Source organism: Aliidiomarina celeris, from assembly GCF_003316875.1.
GTDB lineage: Bacteria > Pseudomonadota > Gammaproteobacteria > Enterobacterales > Alteromonadaceae > Aliidiomarina > Aliidiomarina celeris.
The window spans coordinates 652,785-671,083 of sequence record NZ_QMIL01000001.1 but is presented as its reverse complement, the minus strand read 5'-3'; the positions used below and the strand labels follow the sequence as shown (position 1 = coordinate 671,083).

Here is an 18,299-nt window from a genome sequence, read left to right as displayed (position 1 = left end):
TATCTGCCGATTTTAGACACCGGTAAAGTGGATACAGAGGGGTTCTGATGGCCGTAATTCGACAGCAAGACTTTATTGATAGTATTGAAGATGCCTTACAGTTTATTTCTTATTATCACCCGCTCGACTTTGTGAACGCGCTCGCCGACGCTTACGAAAAAGAGCAGAGTGAAGCGGCCAAAAGTGCCATTGCACAAATGTTGGTGAATTCGCGCATGTCTGCCCAGGGGCATCGGCCTTTGTGCCAAGACACCGGTATTGTGACCTGTTTCGTAAAAGTGGGCATGGGTGTGCAATGGGACAAAACCGATATGACGGTGCAAGAGATGGTTAATGAAGGCACCCGTCGTGCTTATCTCAACCCCGACAACCCTTTACGTGCGTCTATTGTTGCTGACCCCGCGGGAACGCGAAAAAACACCAAAGACAATACGCCTGCGGTAGTGCATATCGACATGGTTGCAGGCGACCATGTTGAAGTTGCTATAGCCGCGAAAGGGGGTGGCTCGGAGAACAAAACTAAAATGGTGATGCTCAATCCAAGCGACTCCATTGCAGACTGGGTGGTTGAAACCTTGCCGAAGATGGGGGCCGGTTGGTGCCCGCCCGGAATGCTGGGCATTGGTATTGGTGGCACTGCGGAAAAGTCGGCGGTGTTGGCAAAGGAATCGTTAATGGAACCGGTAGATATTCAAGAGCTCATTGCCCGTGGTGCGCAAACACCAGAGGAAGAACTACGTTTAGAAATTTATGAGCGGGTAAACAAGCTTGGTATTGGTGCTCAAGGTTTAGGCGGACTCACCACTGTGGTCGATGTGAAAATTATGTCGATGCCTACTCACGCCGCTTCGAAGCCAGTCACCATGATCCCCAACTGTGCAGCCACACGCCATGTTCACTTTCATCTCGACGGTAGCGGCCCAGCAAAATTAGCGCCGCCGAAACTGGAAGACTGGCCGGATATTACCTTTGAAGTGGGTGACAATGCCCGCCGCGTAAACCTCAACACCTTAACCGCAGCGGATATTGCCGAATGGAAAATGGGCGAAACGGTGCTCTTGTCGGGTAAATTACTCACCGGCCGCGATGCAGCGCACAAACGTATCAAAGATATGTTAGATAACGGCGAACCGCTGCCGGTCGACTTTAAAAATCGTTTTATTTATTACGTGGGGCCGGTTGATCCGGTTGGCGACGAAGTGGTGGGTCCGGCAGGCCCAACCACAGCCACACGGATGGACAAGTTTACCGACCTAATGCTCGAGCAAACCGGTATTCTCGGTATGATTGGTAAAGCGGAACGAGGGCAAAAAACGGTCGACAGCATTGCTAAACACAAAGCAGTTTATCTCATGGCGGTAGGCGGTGCGGCTTACCTGGTGGCGAAAGCCATTAAAAAAGCACGCGTAGTCGGCTTTGAAGACCTAGGCATGGAAGCTATTTACGAGTTTGAAGTGGAAGATATGCCGGTAACGGTGGCGGTAGACAGTAACGGAAATAACGCTCACCAAGCAGGCCCAGCAATTTGGAGTGTGAAAATTGCTGAGCTTGAAGGTACAACCGCGAAATAAAGAAAAATAGCAGTTTATGCAATAAAAGGGCTGGGCGTTGTTACCTTCAGCCCTTTTTGTTGCTGGCGCTTGTGCGCACGTTGCGGCACCTTGAGGGAACGCACAAAGGCACAAACAAAATACTTACCTTGCACCTGTAATGGCAGCCACAGATAGCGAACGCGTTGGCCAGAATGCGCAACGGTGAGCGTGACTTGTTGGGGCGAACTTTGCGGTGTGATATGGAGCATGACATAGAGGAGCCGATCGCGTTGAGCAGGGTGATACCAGTGTAAAAAATTCGGTAGATCCTGAACCCGCCGATAATGGAGTTCACCATGTTGGCGGGAAGCTTTTTCTGACCAATAACAGCACTGTTCAGTGGGGTCGAAAATGACAAAGCCCATGCTGCCAAACTGAAGCGCTTGAGGTTCAACAAGGAGCAAGAGCGAACAGGAAGACAGAGGAAGGGGTATGCGCATGGCGAATGCGGTGCGAATATTGTGACGCGGGTCGCAGTATACGAATACTGATTTATGGGTCGGCAGCCCCCGCGGTTGTTCCGAGCCATAATTTAAACAAAAGTGTCGCCAGTGTTTTGCTTCCGTGGTAACCGCAGTAATCAGTTGATTGGTATGCAGCACTTCTCCTTTGGGTGTTAAAATAAGCGCAGGAATGTGTTGCTGTTGTAACTGCGTGAGGAGTGCTTGCTGAAATATTTTACTTTGTGTTGGGTTCATCCTTAACCACCTTTCTCTTTAACGACCTTTCTGAAAACGCAAATTTGAACTGTATCGAGCGGCGTTTTTATTGCCAAGAGCAAAGGCTAAAATTCAGCCTTTGCCTATAGTTTTTGCTTTTCTCTGCAGTCAAAGCATGAGGCCAGGCGTTTAAAGGGGCAGCTTAAAATGATCGGCCAATATTGAGCATTAAGCCGGAGGCGCCAAACAAAACAAGTTCTATATGCGCACTTTGATATTGAAGGCCGAACATCGGCACTATGGCTGGAGAGGTACCCATTTGGTTCAGCGGCACACGATCGCGATATTTATCTTGGTAGCCATGCAAGAAGCCCGCGGTTAATTTTGCGTAACTCTGCACACCATTGTCATAGTGTTGTAGATCTTGGCGTATGCCCGTGTAGGCGTAGAGCGTTCGCTGATTGTAGGAGTTGCGAAACCAAGCCGCGCCCACCAGTGGAGCCGCCTGATTCAACCACGTTCGTGAGTCTTGCCATGGCTGAACAGGAAGGTGCTTACCGTACCATTCCGCACCTAACAAGTTTTGCGTGTTATTGTGTTCTGGTTTTGGATTAAAGTGGGTGGTGTACACCGAGGCGTGCACTTTAAAGCGATAATCTGCGTGTGAAGAGGCGGTGGTGTCCATGATGGCATGGGCTTGCTGAAAAACACTAAGCAGAGCAAGTACCAGCAAGGCAGCAACAGGCACTTTCAAAAAGAAAGTAAACATAATATTTTGTTCCCTCAACACTTTTGTTCCTCAACAGCGAAGCTTTAAGGTACGGAAATTAGCGTGAATTGGCAACGAATAGCGCTGAAAGCTTTTGTAAAAGTTGAAATTAAAGGCCTTGCTCTTGTGCGCAGCTAGGCTTGGTTTTACACTGGCATTAAAACCTAGCGAAACGCACTTACACACACCATAACAAGAAACGATAAGCAGAAGTCATGCGTTTAAAATACATTCGATTAGCCGGCTTTAAGTCGTTTGTGGATGCAACCAAAGTTGCATTTCCAGAGCAGATGACCTGCATTGTGGGGCCAAATGGCTGTGGCAAGTCGAATGTGATCGACGCGGTTCGCTGGGTACTTGGTGAAAGCAGTGCTAAGAACCTTCGTGGCGACGCCATGACCGATGTTATTTTTAACGGCTCGACAGCGCGTAAGCCTGTTTCGCAAGCCAGTGTTGAGCTGGTATTCGACAATTCGGACGGCCGCTTACAAGGCGAGTTTGCCAACTACAACGAAGTGTCTGTGAAACGCGTGGTAACGCGCGACGCTCAGTCGCTCTATTTTTTAAACGGCGCAAAATGTCGCCGCCGTGATATTACCGACTTGTTTTTAGGCACCGGTTTAGGGCCGCGCAGTTACGCCATTATTGAGCAGGGCATGATTTCCCGGTTGATTGAGTCGCGGCCGCAAGAGCTGCGGGTTTTTATTGAAGAAGCGGCAGGTATTTCCAAGTACAAGGAGCGGCGTAAAGAAACCGAGTCTCGGATTGGCCGTACCCGTGAAAACCTAGAACGCTTAACCGACGTACGCGAAGAATTAGGGCAACAGCTTGCGAAATTACAACGCCAAGCTGCCGCTGCGAAGCGTTACCAAACCCTAAAAGCGGAAGAGCGTCGTTATAAAAGTGAGTTGCAGGCTTTGCGTTGGTTGCACTACCAACAGCAGTGCGACCGTGTTGAAGACGAGCTCAAAGCACAAGAAACGGAACTGGAAAAGTGGTTGGCGGAGCAACGCGGTAGCGAACGTGGGCAAACCGAACTGCGCGAGCGCGAACATGAGGCGCAAGACCGCGTGGACCAAGCGCAGGAGCAGTTTTATCAGTCGTCAACGCAAGTGACCAGTGTGGAACAACAAATTCGCCACCAACGGCAACTGAGCATTCAGCGTGAACAGCAACGCCAAGCACTGGCGCAACAACGCGAGCAACTACAAGCCGAAATTCAGTCAGACAGTGAGCTACTCAACGAGGTAGAGCAACAACGAGAAACCTTAGGTGAGCTGCAAGAAGAGGTAGCTGAACGTTTACTGATAGCGCAGCAACAGCAAGAAGAGGCCGAAGTGGCCTTTGAAAATTGGCAGCACGAACATAGTGAACTGCGTGAAAGCCGCTCCTTGCGTGTGGAAAAACGCTCAGTTGTGCAGGCTGAACTGCGCGCGAGCGAGCAGTTTATGCAGCAAATTGAGCAGCGGCTCAAACAAATAGACGAAGCGCTACAGAAACTACAAGTACAGCAGCTTGAAGATCCTGCTGTTTACCAAGAAACGCTAGCAGAGACTCAGCAAGCACTCAGCGCAGCGCAACAGCAACAACAAACAGACAAACAACGCTTGGCGAATTCGCGTAGTGAACTGGAGCAGTTTGTGGCCCAGCGCGATAAACTGCATACCGAGCTGCAACAGGCGTTAGGCCGCAAAGCTTCGTTAGAGCAACTGCTGCAAGCCAAGACTGAACCGTTACTCGACAATATTCAGCAGTGGCTCGACACTCAAGCGCAATGGGGGCCATTGAGAAGCCTGTTGCAGGTTCCCGAATGGCTGCAAAGTGCAGTGGAAAATGTACTCGAAAAGTGGTTGCAGGCACCTGTTTTGAAGGCGCAGGCGGGCGCTGAGCAGAATATTCCGAGCGTGCTCAATAGCCCATTGTTGTGGGCGCGTTCTGGCGCTACAACACAGAACGAACAGCGCAGCCTGAACGACTTTTTTCAACCCAACGAAACACTTGCTCTGCTCGACGCAATTGCATGGGCAGAAACCCCTGACGAAGCCCAGCTAGCGCTGAAGAACCCAGCTGTGGTGGCGGTTTGCACCGCCAATGGCCAAGTGTATGGCAAAGGCTGGCGCGATGGAGCAGGGCAGCAAGAAGCGGGGCAATTACGTTGGCAAGAAGAGCTCAATGCAGTAAACGACTCGCTTGTGAATTTTGAGCAAGCGCTTGCCGACACGAGCGAGCGGGTTGCCAATGCTCAGCAGCAACGACAAGACTTAGAACTACAAATGGAGAACCATGCGAGCCGAGTTCAGTTGTTGCAAAGTGAGCTGATGCAAAGCGAGCAGAAGCTTCAGCAATTATTACGTGAACGCGAGCAAGCACAAACACGGCAGCAGGAGCTAGCGCACGAAGCGGCGACCTTGCGCAACGACTACCAGCGTTTGCAAGCGGAACAAGCAGAACGCCAGCAAAGTCTTGCCCAGTTGAGCGCCAGTGAAAGTGACCTTGATGCTAAATTTGAGCGCTCGCAGCAGCAGGGTGAACAGTTACGAGGGCAGCAACGAAGCTTTGCTAGTCAAACGCAAGAAGCACAGCAGCAAGTGCATCGGGTTCAACTCGAATGGCAGCAGTCGCAAAGTCGCAGTGAGCATTTACAAAAGCAGCTTGAACGCCTGAATAGCCAGTATAGCGACATTTGTGAACGCTTGGCCGAATATCAACAGGAAGAGCAGGAAGGTGAAGAAATAGCGTTGCTGGAAGAGCAGCTAGCGGAATTGCTGTTGTTGCGAGAGCAGGCCGAGGCAGAATTGCGAGAAACGCGAGAACAGTTGAGCGCAGTGCAACAAGAGCTCAGTATTATTAACCAAGGGCAGTCGGCCGTGCTGGCGCAAATAGCGAAACAGCGTGAACAGGTCGAAGCCAGTAAGTTAGCCTTAGCCGCAGCGCGCGAACGTGGGCATGCGCTGTTAGAGGCTTTTCAAGACTTGCAAGTTTCGCTAAAAGAAGTGTTGGCAAACTTACCTGAAAATGCGAACGAAAAAGAATGGCAACAGGAGCTTGAGGAGCGCACCCGCAAAATTGCTCAACTTGGCGCCATTAACTTGGCGGCGATAGACGAAGTGGAAGCGCAAGCAGAGCGTAAATCGTATCTCGACGCCCAACACGAAGACTTAACGGCGTCGCTGAGTACACTTGAAGACGCTATGAAGAAAATTGATCGTGAAACTCGCGCACGCTTTAAGAGCACTTACGATCAAGTGAATAGCGACTTACAGCAATTATTTCCCAAAGTTTTTGGCGGCGGATCTGCGTATTTGGAACTTACCGGCGAAGATTTGCTCGAAACGGGCGTGACCATAATGGCGCGACCTCCGGGTAAGAAAAATAGTACAATCCATTTATTGTCGGGTGGCGAGAAGGCACTCACCGCATTAGCTTTGGTGTTTGCTATCTTTCGTTTGAATCCAGCGCCGTTTTGCTTACTCGACGAAGTTGACGCGCCTTTAGACGATATTAACGTGGGCCGTTTTTGCCGTTTAGTACAAGAAATGTCAGAATCGGTGCAGTTTATTTACATTAGCCATAATAAAATAGCCATGGAAATGGCCACCCATTTAGCGGGTGTGACTATGCAAGAGCCCGGCGTGTCTCGCCTTGTTGCCGTAGACGTTGACGAAGCCTTGGCGCTCGCAGAAGCAGTTTAAGCGAATAAAACATAGGTAGTAACGAATGGAAGGTATGCGCACAATACTCATTATTGCTGGATTGCTCTTTATTTTAGGGCTGTTGGCACACGGGCTATGGACAATTCGTAAAAATAATCGGCACAGTCAACAGCGCCAAGCGCAACGCGAAGCCGCCATGCAGCGAACCGACGGTTTTGATGAATATGGGATTGGTAAAGTTCGCACGATTAAACAGGGCAGCGACAACGCTCATTCGAGTTCGAAGCCAGTGACGCGCGATGTAGACGCAGTACCGACTGCCACAACACGTTCAACGAAAAGCAAAGTGAACAATAGCACCGCTGAAGCTGCTGACGCAGATAAACGCTCACGAAAAACAACACGGCAACCTGTGCGTAAAGAGCCGACCGTACAGGTAGAGCAGCTGCCGATGGAGTTTGATACCGATCATGAAGAGCCGTCGATTGCCGCAGCGGACGCTATGTCGAATACAGACGACGAGCCGCAGGTGGGTAGCCTCGACGGCCTGCGCAGTGATAAAAGGAATGAGCAAGAGCCTTCAGCTTGGGAGCAAGAGCCTTTAGTGGAGGAGCAGGAGCCCTCAGCGTTTGATCAGGAGCCCTCAGCGTTTGATCAGGAGCCCTCAGCGTTTGATCAGGAGCCCTCAGCGTTTGATCAGAAGCCCTCAGCGTCTGATCAAGAGCCTTCAGTACCCGAGCAAGAAGTAGTCACTCTGTTTGTTTCTGGTGACATTCAAGGGGCTATTTTACTGCAAACGGTAACCGAACTCGGCTTTAAGTTTGGCGACATGGACATTTTTCACCGCCACGAAGACACCTCGGGCAAAGGCCCTATACTTTTCAGTATGGCTAATATGTTTAATCCTGGTGTTTTTAACTTGGACGAAATTGAAACCTTCGCTACCCGTGGCGTTGCGTTATTTATGACCTTGCCGCTCAAGAGTGACGGCCATAAAGCCTTTACCATGATGTACAACGCGGCCAATAAAATTGCCGACGCGATGCCAAGAGCGGCCGTGCTCGACGGCAATCGAAACCCGATTACCAAACAATCGGTTCAGCACACTTATCAGAAAATTCGAGAGTTTGAACGTCGCCAACACGTGGCGGCTCGACAATCTTAAAAGAAGACAAAGCCGAAATGACCCTCAACACTGTGCAATCTGAAATGCAGCGCCTCGCCGAGGCGATCGAACAGTTCAACTATGAATATTACGTACTCGACACGCCCTCAGTTCCCGACGCCGAATACGACCGCTATTTTCGAGCGTTACAAGCGCTAGAAGCTCAGCACCCTCAATTAAAATTGCCTAACTCACCCACACAACGCGTGGGAGCTCCACCGAGTGGTGCTTTTGCTGAAGTGGAACATGAAGTGCCGATGTTGTCGCTCGATAACGCCTTCGACGCCAACGAAATGGAAAGTTTTCAACAGCGCGTGCAGGAGCGGCTTGCTACCGATGCGCCTTTGCATTGGTGCGCAGAGCCGAAACTAGACGGTTTGGCCGTAAGTTTATTGTATGAGAATGGTGTTTTAGTGCGAGGTGCTACCCGCGGCGATGGTTATCGGGGCGAAAATATAACCGCCAACGTAAAAACCATTCGAGCGATTCCTTTACGCTTGCGGGGCGACTTCCCAGCGCGGTTAGAAGTGCGTGGTGAAGTGTTTATGACCTTGGCCGCGTTTGAACGCATGAACGAAAAAGCGTTGGCTGCCGGTAGCAAAGTATTTGCCAATCCGCGTAATGCAGCCGCGGGGAGCTTGCGTCAATTAGACTCGCGGGTGACGTCTGAACGAGCGCTTAATTTTTATGCCTATGCTATGGGTGAGGTTCAGCCTGCGCGTCAACTCGATAATGACAGCCACTACCAACGCTTACAGCAGCTAAAGGCGTGGGGTTTGCCCATTTGCCCAGAAACGAAAAGGCTCGAGAGCAACCAGAAATGTAATGCGTATTATGAAGACATTTTGCAGCGCCGAGGCAGCTTGGCGTATGAAATAGACGGCGTTGTTTTTAAACTCGACGCCATTGCACAGCAAGAGCAGTTAGGCTTTGTTTCACGTGCGCCGCGCTGGGCGATTGCGTATAAATTTCCTGCGCAAGAGCAAACCACTTGGTTACGCGGTGTCGATTTTCAAGTGGGCCGTACGGGGGCCATTACTCCTGTTGCGCGGCTAGAGCCGGTCGAAGTGGCCGGAGTTACTGTGAGTAATGCAACGCTGCACAATGCCGATGAAATTGAGCGATTGGCTGTGCGCATTGGCGACCGCGTTATTGTTCGCCGTGCGGGCGATGTCATCCCGCAAATTGTCGGTGTAGTAATGGCTGAGCGGCCCGAACAAACCGAGGCGGTGGAATTTCCACAGCAGTGCCCTGTGTGTAGTTCTGCAGTAGAGCGTGTTGAAGGCGAGGCGGTGGCGCGTTGTACCGGTGGGTTGTTTTGTGCAGCACAGCGCAAAGAGGCGATCAAACATTTTGCTTCGCGCAAGGCCATGGATATTGACGGATTGGGCGACAAACTAGTGGAAATGCTGGTGGATCGCGAATGGGTTAAACACCCAGCCGACTTATTTTCTTTAACCGCGTACCAATTGGCAAGTTTGCCGCGTATGGGGCAGAAGTCGGCGGAAAATTTAGTGAATGCCTTAGCGAAAAGCCGGCACACGAGCTTGGCGCGTTTTTTATATAGCCTTGGCATTCGCGAAGTTGGTGAGGCGACGGCACAAAATTTAGCGCAACATTTTGGTGAATTATCCGCATTGATGGCCGCCGATGAAGAACAACTTCAAAAGGTGCCTGACGTGGGTGTAGTGGTTGCTAAACACATCGTTAATTTCTTCCATGAACCTCATAATCAAGAGGTGATTAACCGTTTACTCGAGGGTGAAAAAGCGGTGGTTATTGCACCGCAAGAGCAAAGTGAACTTACAGATGATCTTGCCGGCAATACCTATGTGCTCACCGGCACACTCACCACCATGACACGCGACGAAGCGAAGGCTAAATTGCAGGCGCGTGGAGCGAAGGTGTCGGGAAGTGTATCGGCAAAAACAACAGCTGTGTTTGCCGGTGACAATGCGGGTTCTAAATTAACCAAAGCTGAGCAACTTGGGGTGCCGGTTTATACGGAAGCCGATCTGCAAGAATTGCTAGGCTGAATGAACAGGAGCCCCGCTTCTTGTAAGGGCTCCGCTGCGTTACTCTACACGCCGCGATGACAGGTCTCTAACAAAACCGTCACTGCGCACGCCAGTAATGCCGTTTTCGTCCATGGTAATGCTAATGGTAGGGGTGCGCCGTTCAAACAGCATGGGCCGGTTATCAATACTTAAGCTTAACCCGTAGCGGTTACTCGAAGGGCCGGGCTCAAGCACTAAACTGTGCTCGCCAATGGTAATATGGAAGCGGCGCATATAACGATTAGCGAATTCAGCGATATACACCATAGAATCGTCCGGTTGCACCGCTAGCTGTAAATTATACTGCTGTGGTGGCGCTGACATGGCAATTTGTTGGCGCCCAGCGCGAAAATACCAAGTGCCGTTTACTTCTTCGAAGGACAGGGGAAAGTTTACTTCTACCGTACTGCCGTCACCCAGTTCCGCGGTGCCCGAAAATAGCTCCTGAAAGCCTTGCTCATTCTCTGCCCACACTGGCGCCGAGCCTATGGACCATATACAGCTCAGTAGCAACGCTACACTGATGGGTTTTGCCAGACGCATTCGTTTTTATCTCCTAATATGGGGCTTAAATGTGGCTTCTTTGCGCGTAGAAAACTAACCACCTTGGGTAATGTCTACATGCAAAGTAAGGCGTTGCCCTGGTTGTAAATAACGTTCACGACTAATCTGATTCCAACGCTCGATATCGGTAACCGTAACGCGAAAACGGCTAGCAATGCGTGCCAAGGAATCGCCCGCTCGAACCTGATAAGTAACGGTACGGGTTACCGCCGCGCCGGAATTTGCTTGGCTAGGTGCACTCACGTTTTCGGCTTGCCAAATTGCTAGCGTTTGTCCTGGGCGTAGCATGTCGCCGGGCGCCATATTATTCCACTGGGCAATTTGGTTGATCGCTACGCCATACTTGCGGCTAAGGTCCCAAAGTGTGTCTCCACGCGCAACCGTGTGGTCTATTCGGGTACCGTTATTGGCTCTGCTTTGGGTGCTCGCCAAGCGCTGTTCGGCGGAAAGTGAGTAAGCGTTGAGATTCTGGCTCGCAACGGGAATCAGTAAAAAGTCGCCTGCTCGAATTAAACTGCCAGATATATTGTTGGCCTGTTGAATGGCGCTGGGCGTGGTGTGATATTGCCGCGCAATAGTGATGAGGCTTTCGCCGCGCCGCACACGATGCCGCTCCCAACTTACCCAACCGGCTGGGTCGCTGCTGGCTAGTGCTGTTTTAAATTGCTCGGCGGCGGTTTGCGGTAGTAATAAATGAAAGGGCCCTTCAGGTGTAGTCGCCCACCGGTTGTAGCCGGAATTGAAACGATGAAGTTCTTCTAAGGTTAATCCCGCCATATCGGCAGCGAGGGCGAGATCCATTTGTTGACCGACATCGATAACTTCCAGAACCGGTTGATTAGGTACAAAGCGCCACGCCAGAGGGCTTTCATATCGCTCCGCCAAAAGACTACTTAAAGCGAGGATTTTAGGCACATATTGCGTGGTTTCGCGCGGCAACCGCAGTGACCAAAAGTCGGTAGGTAGGTTCTGTGCTTTGTTGCGGCGAATTGCAGCAGCTACACGCCCTTGGCCGCCGTTATAAGCGGCTAGTGCAAGCAACCAGTCGCCGTCGAAGGTGGCCGCTAACCGTTCAAAATAGTCCAGTGCGGTATGGGTGGCGGCAACAATGTCGCGGCGCCCGTCGTACCACCAATTAATGTCGAGCCCATAATGAATAGCTGTACTCGGAATAAACTGCCACAAACCACTGGCGCGCCCGTGCGAATAGGCAAAAGTGTCGAATGCACTTTCTACAATGGGAACCATAACGAGCTCTAAAGGCAGGTTGCGTTTCTCAATTTCTTCCACAATAAAATACAGCAGTGGACCGGCGCGCTGGGTAACGCGGGGAATATAATGCGGGTTCTGTAAATACCAGTTGCGATGCGCTTCAATATTGGGGTGGTTGGGTACGTCTAGGCTTAATTGCAAACGCACACGATCCCACACATCGGCTTGCTGCAGTGGTGACAACTGCTCGGTATTTTGTTCTTGATGAATACTTGTAGGTAATGCAATTGCATATTTTTGTATACCGACGTCGCGGGGCAACTGTTCGGCGCTGTGAGTTGCGGCTTGTTGCTGAAAAGGCTGCGTAATTTGGCAGCCTGAAAGTAGGGTTGTGGCGGCTAGCAGAGCCGCAATGCCTAACGGCACCCGACGAAAAGGCGTAAGCACATAATTAAGCATGCGTTGTTGTTTCTCCCTGTACCGCGTTTAACCGCGCTGCATGAACGCATGCGGTTCTAAAATTTGGTGATAATATCGACACATTGTAGGGAATCAGAAGCTGTCTTTCCACTGTCTTAATGCGCCGAACACAAGTTCTGTGCTGGCTAAGTGCTGACCAGAGTGTTCTTCAGCCGCTTGTCGAACCTCGGCAATCTGGGTGCGAAGAAACGGGTTGGTAGCAAGTTCAACCTCAAGCAGGCTGGGAACCGTGGCTTGATTCTTGGCGCGGAGCGCTTGAACATGCTCGCGGCGCGTCTGAATGTCTGTGTTCCCTGGTTCCACGGCAGCAGCAAAGGCAAGGTTCGCTTCCGTATACTCATGTGCGCAATAGACTCGCGTGTCGCTAGGTAATTGCATAAATTGATGTAAAGAAGAAGAAAACTGCGCCGGAGTGCCTTCGAACATGCGCCCGCAGCCGCCCGCAAATAGTGTGTCGCCGCAAAATAAATAAGGTGCGCTATAAAATGCAATATGGCCGAGCGTATGGCCGGGGCAATCGAGAACGGTAAATGTTGGGAAATTATGCCCTAACGTTACTTGCTCGTGATGCTGCAGGCGCTGCGTTACACCGTGAATGGTTTCCTTCGCAGGCCCATACACTTGGCATGGGTAGTGCTGAGCAAGTTTTGGGATTCCACCCGTATGGTCGGCATGATGGTGGGTAATTAAAATAGCCAGCAAATTAAGGTGATTCGCCTTGAGATAGTCGAGTACCGGCTGTGCGTCGCCTGGGTCGACAACCACTGCCTGACCCTGACCGTTCTCGAGTAGCCAGATATAATTGTCTTTGAAGGCATGAATTCGAGTAATATGCATGGTGTAAATCCAGTGAACGTTAAGAGCGAAGCGTTGTCTGCAGTATACGAGGATTTGTTATGTTTTTAAAACCAGCGTTGCAACAACACCGAACCGCGTTATTAACCTCGTGGCATGATTTAAGCCACGGTGAGTGGTGGCGAGAGGCTGTAGCTGTTTGGCTGCGGGAACATGATCCGATCGTGTTTGGGCAGTATCTGATCACGCTCGGCGCGCTTGAGGTACCTTGGTCAGACTGCAGGGTGAAAGCGCAATACCATATTCACCCCGGGGTGTCTGCAGACGCTCGCGCTGAGCTTACGGCACTGCCGCTCGCGCAAGACAGTGTAGACTGGATTGCATTGCCGTTTGTATTAGAGTATTGCGCCGACCCCCATCAAGTTTTGCGTGAGGCGGATCGCGCTCTACGTGCAGACGGCTGTTTATTTTTGACCTTTAACAACCCCTGGGCTCCTCACAATATGGCACGTGTTTGGCCGCCGGCGCGCGCTCGGGCGCCATGGCGGGGTCGATTATTTACCAAAGCGCGTATTGAAGACTGGTTAGCTCTATTAAATTACGAAATTATTCACAGTGGGCCTTTGGGCAAGGGTGTGCCGTGGCCCACAGCCAACGAAAAAGTTTGGTTGTTTCCCGCCGCTAGTGCGGGTTATGGCATTGTTGCTAGAAAGCGCGAATGGCCTTTAACGTGGGCTCGCCGTGGTCATGCGAAGCGACAAAAAGTGAGGGGGGCTGAAGCCGTGCCGGTGGGCAGAACTTCGCTTTAAGTTCACGCTCGAGTGGTTACCCAGGGCGCCTTTAACTAGGCTTGTAAAGGTGGGGTTGTCGACGAACTGAACACTTGTACAGAAACTAGAGCTAGGGTAGTCTTACTGACCGTATTTTTAACGGAGACGGAGTATGAAAACAGCACAACAATTGGTTGCAGAAGCGAAAGCGGTAATTCGCGAGGCGACTATTGATGAGCTTGAAGGTTTGGTAGGTAAAGAAGAAACCGTATTAATCGATGTGCGCGAGCCTGGTGAGTTTTCTGCTGGTCATATTGCACATGCGGTAAACCTACCGCGCGGAATTTTGGAATTTCAACTTGCATCACTGCCACAGGTGGCAGCTGCAAGCTGTGCACCAGAAGTTGCGCTCGAACAATTGAAGCAATCACCCGTGTATTTAATTTGCAGAACAGGCGGCCGTAGTGCTTTGGCTGCACAAACGCTGCAGATAATGGGATTTGAAAATGTGTATTCGGTTGCAGGCGGTATGACCGCGTGGACTGAAGCAGGAAAAGCAACACAATGAAAATGAATGCGCTCTCTATTGAGCAAATGCAGCAAAACGCTCTTGCGGCAGAACAGCTATTAAAGTCGCTGGCGAATGGCAACCGCTTGATGGTGCTCTGCCACTTGGTGAGTGGCGAAAAGTCGGTAGGTGAGCTTGAACGCCAGCTTGAGTTATCACAATCGGCGTTATCGCAACATTTAGCGAAATTGAGAGCGCAGGGTATTGTGGATTATCGTAAAGAAGGTACCACGGCTTATTACCGCATTACTGACCCGAAAGCCATGGAGATTTTGTCGGCGCTGTACGACATGTATTGCGGCTAAAGTATTACGAGCACGAGCAATATTTTTTTGTCTAATGCATTAGGCGGTGCTAATATAAGGGTGTTCTTATTTTCTAACGTGCCGGAGTTCTATTATGAATATCGATCGTTTCGTTCTTGCCTTTGCGGGCACTGTTATTTTAATTTCTGCTATTCTCGCATGGCAGGTGAATACAGGTTGGTTGCTCCTCACAGGGTTCGTGGGTTTAAACCTTTTGCAAAGCGCTTTTACTGGCTTTTGCCCGCTCGCCAAGATTTTAGCGGTGTTTGGTCTAAAATCAGGTTGTGCATTTAAATAAGCCACGCGTTCGAAACAAGCGAGGCAAAAAGTAAACAAGGAGCACACATGAGCACAGATTTGCGGAATTCGCCGGTTAAACAAGGAATTATCGGTTGGTTTTTAAACAGTACTTTTCCGCCAATACTCGCTGCACTTGCTGTGCTCTTTGGTATTCTCGCTTTATTACTGACTCCGCGAGAAGAAGATCCCCAAATAATTGTGCCTATGGCCGACATTGTGGTGTCGAGTCCCGGTTTGCCCGCAGAGCAGGTTGCTACGCAAGTCACTGAGCCGCTCGAGCAATTGCTCTCACAAATTGACGGCGTGGAGTATGTGTACTCGCAGTCTCAGCGCGACTCTGCGGTGGTAACGGTTCGCTTTTTCGTGGGAGAAGGCCGTGAAGAGTCGTTGGTAAAGCTCTATAACAAGCTTTACTCCAGCCAAGATGAAATTCCCGCGGTGGTTGAAAGTTGGGTGGTAAAACCGGTTGAAATTGACGACGTGCCCATTGTCGTTGCGGCACTTTACAGCACCCAACCTGAGTTGCTTGGAAACTACGAGTTGCGGCGGGTTGCCGAACAGGCCACGCAAAAATTAAAAGCGATCCCGAACACCAATCAAGTGCAAATTACCGGCGGACAGGCGCGGCGTATTCAAATTGAGCTCGACAGTGTTGCATTAGCAGCACACCAAAGCACGATTGACGACGTAAGCCGCGCGGTTACTATGGGCAACAGCCGCGCTACTGGCGGCTTTATTGTTCAGCAAGGCACCCGTATTGAAGTTGAAAGTGGTCGTTTTTTCCAGTCTGCGACTGAACTGAGTAACATTGTAGTGAACGTTGTGAACGGCCGGCCTGTTTACTTGCGTGATGTTGCGGAAGTTACCGATGGTCCAGAGCAGGCCGAAAACTATACCTTCTTTTACCCCGGCGTAGCCAGTTCAACAGCAAGCGAGTTAGGAAGCAATTACCAGCGCCAACAATTCCCAGCGGTGTTCATTTCCGTGGCCAAGCAGAAAGGCAGTAATGCGGTTTGGGTAGCCGACAACATTCTAAACGCGTTCAGTGAATTGAAAGCGGATTGGTTGCCTGATCATATTCAGGTTGAGGTCATTCGCAATTATGGTGAAACCGCCGACGGAAAAGTGAAAGAGTTGGTGTCGAGCCTCGTGGTCGCCATTATTGTAGTGGTGGTGTTTGTTGGGCTCTTTCTAAACTGGCGTGCAGCGGCGGTGGTTGCCATTGCAATTCCTATTAGTTACGGCGCAACCCTTGGTCTCGACTTATTGTTCGGTTACACCATTAACCGCGTGACCATGTTCGCATTAATTTTAGCCTTGGGTTTAATTGTCGACGACCCCATTGCCGCGATTGACAATATTGAGCGCCACATTGAAGCACAAGGCAAAAAAAGTAAGCGCATTATTATCGAAGCCATGGTGGAAATTCGCAGTGCGCTGCTGATGTCGACCTTAGCCATTGTCATTGTATTCACTCCCATGTTCTTTATTACCGGCATGATGGGGCCTTACATGGGCCCCATGGCTTTTAACGTGCCTATCGCGGTTATTGCCTCGACAGTAACGGCGTTCTTAATCACGCCGTGGTTGGCATGGAAAATATTGAAACGCGCGGAAAGTAATGGTGTTTACGACCCGTCGAGCAGTTTGCTGTATCGCGGTTATCGCAAGATTCTAGAGCCGGTATTGGCTTCTCGTGGTCGCAGTAAAGCATTTCTTTGGGCGGTAGCAGGGTTATTTATTGTCGCTGCGATGCTGCCGGCGTTCCGTTTGGTACCTTTGAAGTTGCTGCCGCACGACAACAAGAACGAGTTTCAGGTGGTTGTTGACATGCCGGTGGGAAGTGCGCTTGAAGACACCGCGCGCGCGATGCAAGGCATTGCCGACTATTTGCAGCGGGTACCCGAAGTGAAATCGGTGTCGACTTTTTCTGGTGTTGCTTCACCGATGGACTTCAATGGTATGGTACGCCACTATTTTCGCCGCGGTGAGGCTTATCATGGCGAAGCTCGGGTAGTGTTGGTAGATAAATTTGAACGCGATATGCAGTCAAACGAGGTGGTCACTCGCTTACGTGACGAGTTAGAGGCGTTGGGGCAAACGCTGGGCGTGCGTACCCTTGAGTTGGTTCAAATGCCGCCTGGGCCTCCAGTGATGGCAACGGTAGTTGCAGAAGTTTATGGAACTGATCGCACATCGTATGCAGCACTAGAAACAGCCGCGCAACAGGTAGCACAGCGTTTACAGCGCGACGATATGGTGAGCCAAGTGCACACTTCTGTGCCGAATGAAAGTTTGGTGTGGCGTTTTGAAGTAGATCGTGAAAAAGCAGCACTGTCAGGCATTGGCGCCTCCGATATTCACCGCACTATTCTTACGGCTACGGGCGGCTTAACCATTGACTATTTGCAGCTGGCGAGCGAAGTGAACCCATTGCCAATTGAAATACGGCTGCCAGAAAGCTGGCGTAACAATAAAGACTATTTGTTGTCGCTGTATGTTCGCGGCCAACAAGGGGTGGCGCGGGTTGACCGTGGCAATGGCATAGAAGCGGCTCCGGCACCTCTGGTTCCTTTAGTGGAATTAGGCGAGTTTGTTGAAGTTGGGGCCGAGCGTCCAATTTTTCACAAGAACTTGCGCCCGGTGGTGTACGTGTACGGCGAAGTGACGGGGCGCGTGCCGGCTGATGTAGTGGTAGATATGCAAGCAGACCAAGATACAGACCGCGAGGCCCATCGTTCGCTCTGGTCGCGCACCTACTTTACCAATGGCAGTGGCTACGGCTGGTCGGTTCCCGACGACATTGAAGTGAAATGGAGCGGCGAAGGCGAGTGGAAGATTACCATTGATGTGTTTCGCGATCTCGGTATTGCCTATGGTGTGGCGCTGCTTGGTGTTTATATTGTGATGGTATTGCAAACCGGGCTAAAAGCGGTATCTGGCATTATGATGTTGTCTATTCCGCTGACTATTATTGGCATTATGCCAGGCTTCTGGTTTTTGAATATGTTTGCAGCCGACATTGGCCGGTATCCGAATCCGTCGCTGTTTACCGCGACGGCTATGATCGGAATGATCGCGCTGGCCGGTATTGTCGTGCGTAATGCACTCATTCTCATTGAATTTATTCAACAGCGTTTGCAACGTGGGGGCTGTTCGTTGAAGGAAGCATTGTTCGACGCAGGAGCTGCGCGTACCCGGCCGATTTTGCTCACTGCGGGTACCACCATGTTGGCAAATATTGTAATTACCCTTGACCCCATTTTTAATGGCCTTGCGTGGGCGATTATTTTCGGAATTACGGCGTCGACCGTATTTACCCTGCTGGTTATTCCAGTGGTGTATCACATGATCTATGAGCATGCTGAAGGGCACGGCTTGCCACTACCTGCTGATGAGGAAGAGTAACT

At 50.7% G+C, this 18,299-nt stretch carries 14 protein-coding genes; 9 read left to right on the top strand and 5 right to left on the bottom strand.

Annotated elements, in window-relative coordinates:
• Positions 1-47: 47 nt before the first annotated feature.
• Positions 48-1,571, top strand: a complete 1,524-nt coding sequence (locus tag DQW12_RS03115; RefSeq protein WP_113906385.1) for a fumarate hydratase — start codon at positions 48-50, stop codon at positions 1,569-1,571.
• Positions 1,572-1,585: 14 nt separating this feature from the next.
• On the opposite strand, the gene DQW12_RS03110 is transcribed toward DQW12_RS03115, so the two are convergent.
• Both DQW12_RS03110 and DQW12_RS03105 read right to left on the bottom strand, forming a co-directional pair.
• Positions 1,586-2,290, bottom strand: coding sequence for a hypothetical protein (locus DQW12_RS03110; RefSeq protein ID WP_113906384.1), 705 nt, complete (start codon positions 2,288-2,290; stop codon positions 1,586-1,588).
• A gap of 163 nt (positions 2,291-2,453) precedes the next feature.
• On the bottom strand, positions 2,454-3,020 hold the full coding sequence (locus DQW12_RS03105) for a sn-glycerol-3-phosphate transporter (RefSeq protein ID WP_113906383.1): 567 nt from the start codon (positions 3,018-3,020) through the stop codon (positions 2,454-2,456).
• A 215-nt stretch (positions 3,021-3,235) separates the two neighbouring features.
• On the opposite strand from DQW12_RS03105, the gene smc reads away from it, so the two are divergent.
• From smc to ligA, 3 genes are read left to right on the top strand one after another with little or no spacing between them, the layout of a single operon-like run.
• Positions 3,236-6,712: a chromosome segregation protein SMC gene (gene smc / locus DQW12_RS03100; RefSeq protein WP_113906382.1), complete on the top strand. Its 3,477-nt coding sequence runs from the start codon at positions 3,236-3,238 to the stop codon at positions 6,710-6,712.
• 25 nt (positions 6,713-6,737) lie between these two features.
• Positions 6,738-7,838 (top strand): cell division protein ZipA, encoded by a 1,101-nt coding sequence (zipA, locus tag DQW12_RS03095; protein WP_113906381.1) that lies wholly within the window; start codon positions 6,738-6,740, stop codon positions 7,836-7,838.
• Positions 7,839-7,855: 17 nt separating this feature from the next.
• Positions 7,856-9,874 carry an NAD-dependent DNA ligase LigA gene (gene ligA / locus DQW12_RS03090; RefSeq protein ID WP_113906380.1) on the top strand — a complete coding sequence of 673 codons (2,019 nt, stop codon included), beginning with the start codon at positions 7,856-7,858 and terminating at the stop codon, positions 9,872-9,874.
• 39 nt (positions 9,875-9,913) lie between these two features.
• Here the strand turns inward: ligA and DQW12_RS03085 are convergent, their stop codons facing one another.
• The 3 genes from DQW12_RS03085 to gloB form a co-directional block, all read right to left on the bottom strand.
• A complete protein-coding gene (locus DQW12_RS03085) occupies positions 9,914-10,438 on the bottom strand; it encodes a hypothetical protein (RefSeq protein WP_113906379.1) in 525 nt (174 codons plus the stop codon).
• Positions 10,439-10,492: 54 nt separating this feature from the next.
• Positions 10,493-12,130: a LysM peptidoglycan-binding domain-containing protein gene (locus tag DQW12_RS03080; RefSeq protein ID WP_113906378.1), complete on the bottom strand. Its 1,638-nt coding sequence runs from the start codon at positions 12,128-12,130 to the stop codon at positions 10,493-10,495.
• 93 nt (positions 12,131-12,223) lie between these two features.
• On the bottom strand, positions 12,224-12,988 hold the full coding sequence (gene gloB, locus DQW12_RS03075) for a hydroxyacylglutathione hydrolase (protein WP_113906377.1): 765 nt from the start codon (positions 12,986-12,988) through the stop codon (positions 12,224-12,226).
• Positions 12,989-13,047: 59 nt separating this feature from the next.
• Here gloB and DQW12_RS03070 point away from each other — a divergent pair, with 59 nt between their 5' ends.
• The 5 genes from DQW12_RS03070 to DQW12_RS03050 all read left to right on the top strand — a co-directional run bounded on the left by DQW12_RS03070 (position 13,048) and on the right by DQW12_RS03050 (position 18,297).
• Positions 13,048-13,755 (top strand): class I SAM-dependent methyltransferase, encoded by a 708-nt coding sequence (locus DQW12_RS03070; protein ID WP_113906376.1) that lies wholly within the window; start codon positions 13,048-13,050, stop codon positions 13,753-13,755.
• Positions 13,756-13,888: 133 nt separating this feature from the next.
• Positions 13,889-14,284 carry a rhodanese-like domain-containing protein gene (locus tag DQW12_RS03065; protein WP_113906375.1) on the top strand — a complete coding sequence of 132 codons (396 nt, stop codon included), beginning with the start codon at positions 13,889-13,891 and terminating at the stop codon, positions 14,282-14,284.
• Between the two features lie 2 nt (positions 14,285-14,286).
• A complete protein-coding gene (locus tag DQW12_RS03060) occupies positions 14,287-14,589 on the top strand; it encodes an ArsR/SmtB family transcription factor (protein ID WP_113906605.1) in 303 nt (100 codons plus the stop codon).
• Between the two features lie 94 nt (positions 14,590-14,683).
• Positions 14,684-14,887, top strand: coding sequence for a YgaP family membrane protein (locus DQW12_RS03055; RefSeq protein WP_113906374.1), 204 nt, complete (start codon positions 14,684-14,686; stop codon positions 14,885-14,887).
• Between the two features lie 47 nt (positions 14,888-14,934).
• The gene (locus tag DQW12_RS03050; protein WP_113906373.1) at positions 14,935-18,297 is read left to right on the top strand and encodes an efflux RND transporter permease subunit; all 3,363 of its coding nucleotides are present in this window, start codon (positions 14,935-14,937) and stop codon (positions 18,295-18,297) included.
• Positions 18,298-18,299 lie beyond the last annotated feature (2 nt).

Coding starts and splice junctions, on each gene's coding strand:
- DQW12_RS03060 (WP_113906605.1), top strand. CDS start 14,287: ATGAATGCGCTCTCTATTGAGCAAATGCAGCAAAACGCTCTTGCGGCA.
- zipA (WP_113906381.1), top strand. CDS start 6,738: ATGGAAGGTATGCGCACAATACTCATTATTGCTGGATTGCTCTTTATT.
- DQW12_RS03105 (WP_113906383.1), bottom strand. CDS start 3,020: ATGTTTACTTTCTTTTTGAAAGTGCCTGTTGCTGCCTTGCTGGTACTT.
- DQW12_RS03065 (WP_113906375.1), top strand. CDS start 13,889: ATGAAAACAGCACAACAATTGGTTGCAGAAGCGAAAGCGGTAATTCGC.
- smc (WP_113906382.1), top strand. CDS start 3,236: ATGCGTTTAAAATACATTCGATTAGCCGGCTTTAAGTCGTTTGTGGAT.
- ligA (WP_113906380.1), top strand. CDS start 7,856: ATGACCCTCAACACTGTGCAATCTGAAATGCAGCGCCTCGCCGAGGCG.
- DQW12_RS03085 (WP_113906379.1), bottom strand. CDS start 10,438: ATGCGTCTGGCAAAACCCATCAGTGTAGCGTTGCTACTGAGCTGTATA.
- DQW12_RS03080 (WP_113906378.1), bottom strand. CDS start 12,130: ATGCTTAATTATGTGCTTACGCCTTTTCGTCGGGTGCCGTTAGGCATT.
- DQW12_RS03055 (WP_113906374.1), top strand. CDS start 14,684: ATGAATATCGATCGTTTCGTTCTTGCCTTTGCGGGCACTGTTATTTTA.
- gloB (WP_113906377.1), bottom strand. CDS start 12,988: ATGCATATTACTCGAATTCATGCCTTCAAAGACAATTATATCTGGCTA.
- DQW12_RS03070 (WP_113906376.1), top strand. CDS start 13,048: ATGTTTTTAAAACCAGCGTTGCAACAACACCGAACCGCGTTATTAACC.
- DQW12_RS03050 (WP_113906373.1), top strand. CDS start 14,935: ATGAGCACAGATTTGCGGAATTCGCCGGTTAAACAAGGAATTATCGGT.
- DQW12_RS03110 (WP_113906384.1), bottom strand. CDS start 2,290: ATGAACCCAACACAAAGTAAAATATTTCAGCAAGCACTCCTCACGCAG.
- DQW12_RS03115 (WP_113906385.1), top strand. CDS start 48: ATGGCCGTAATTCGACAGCAAGACTTTATTGATAGTATTGAAGATGCC.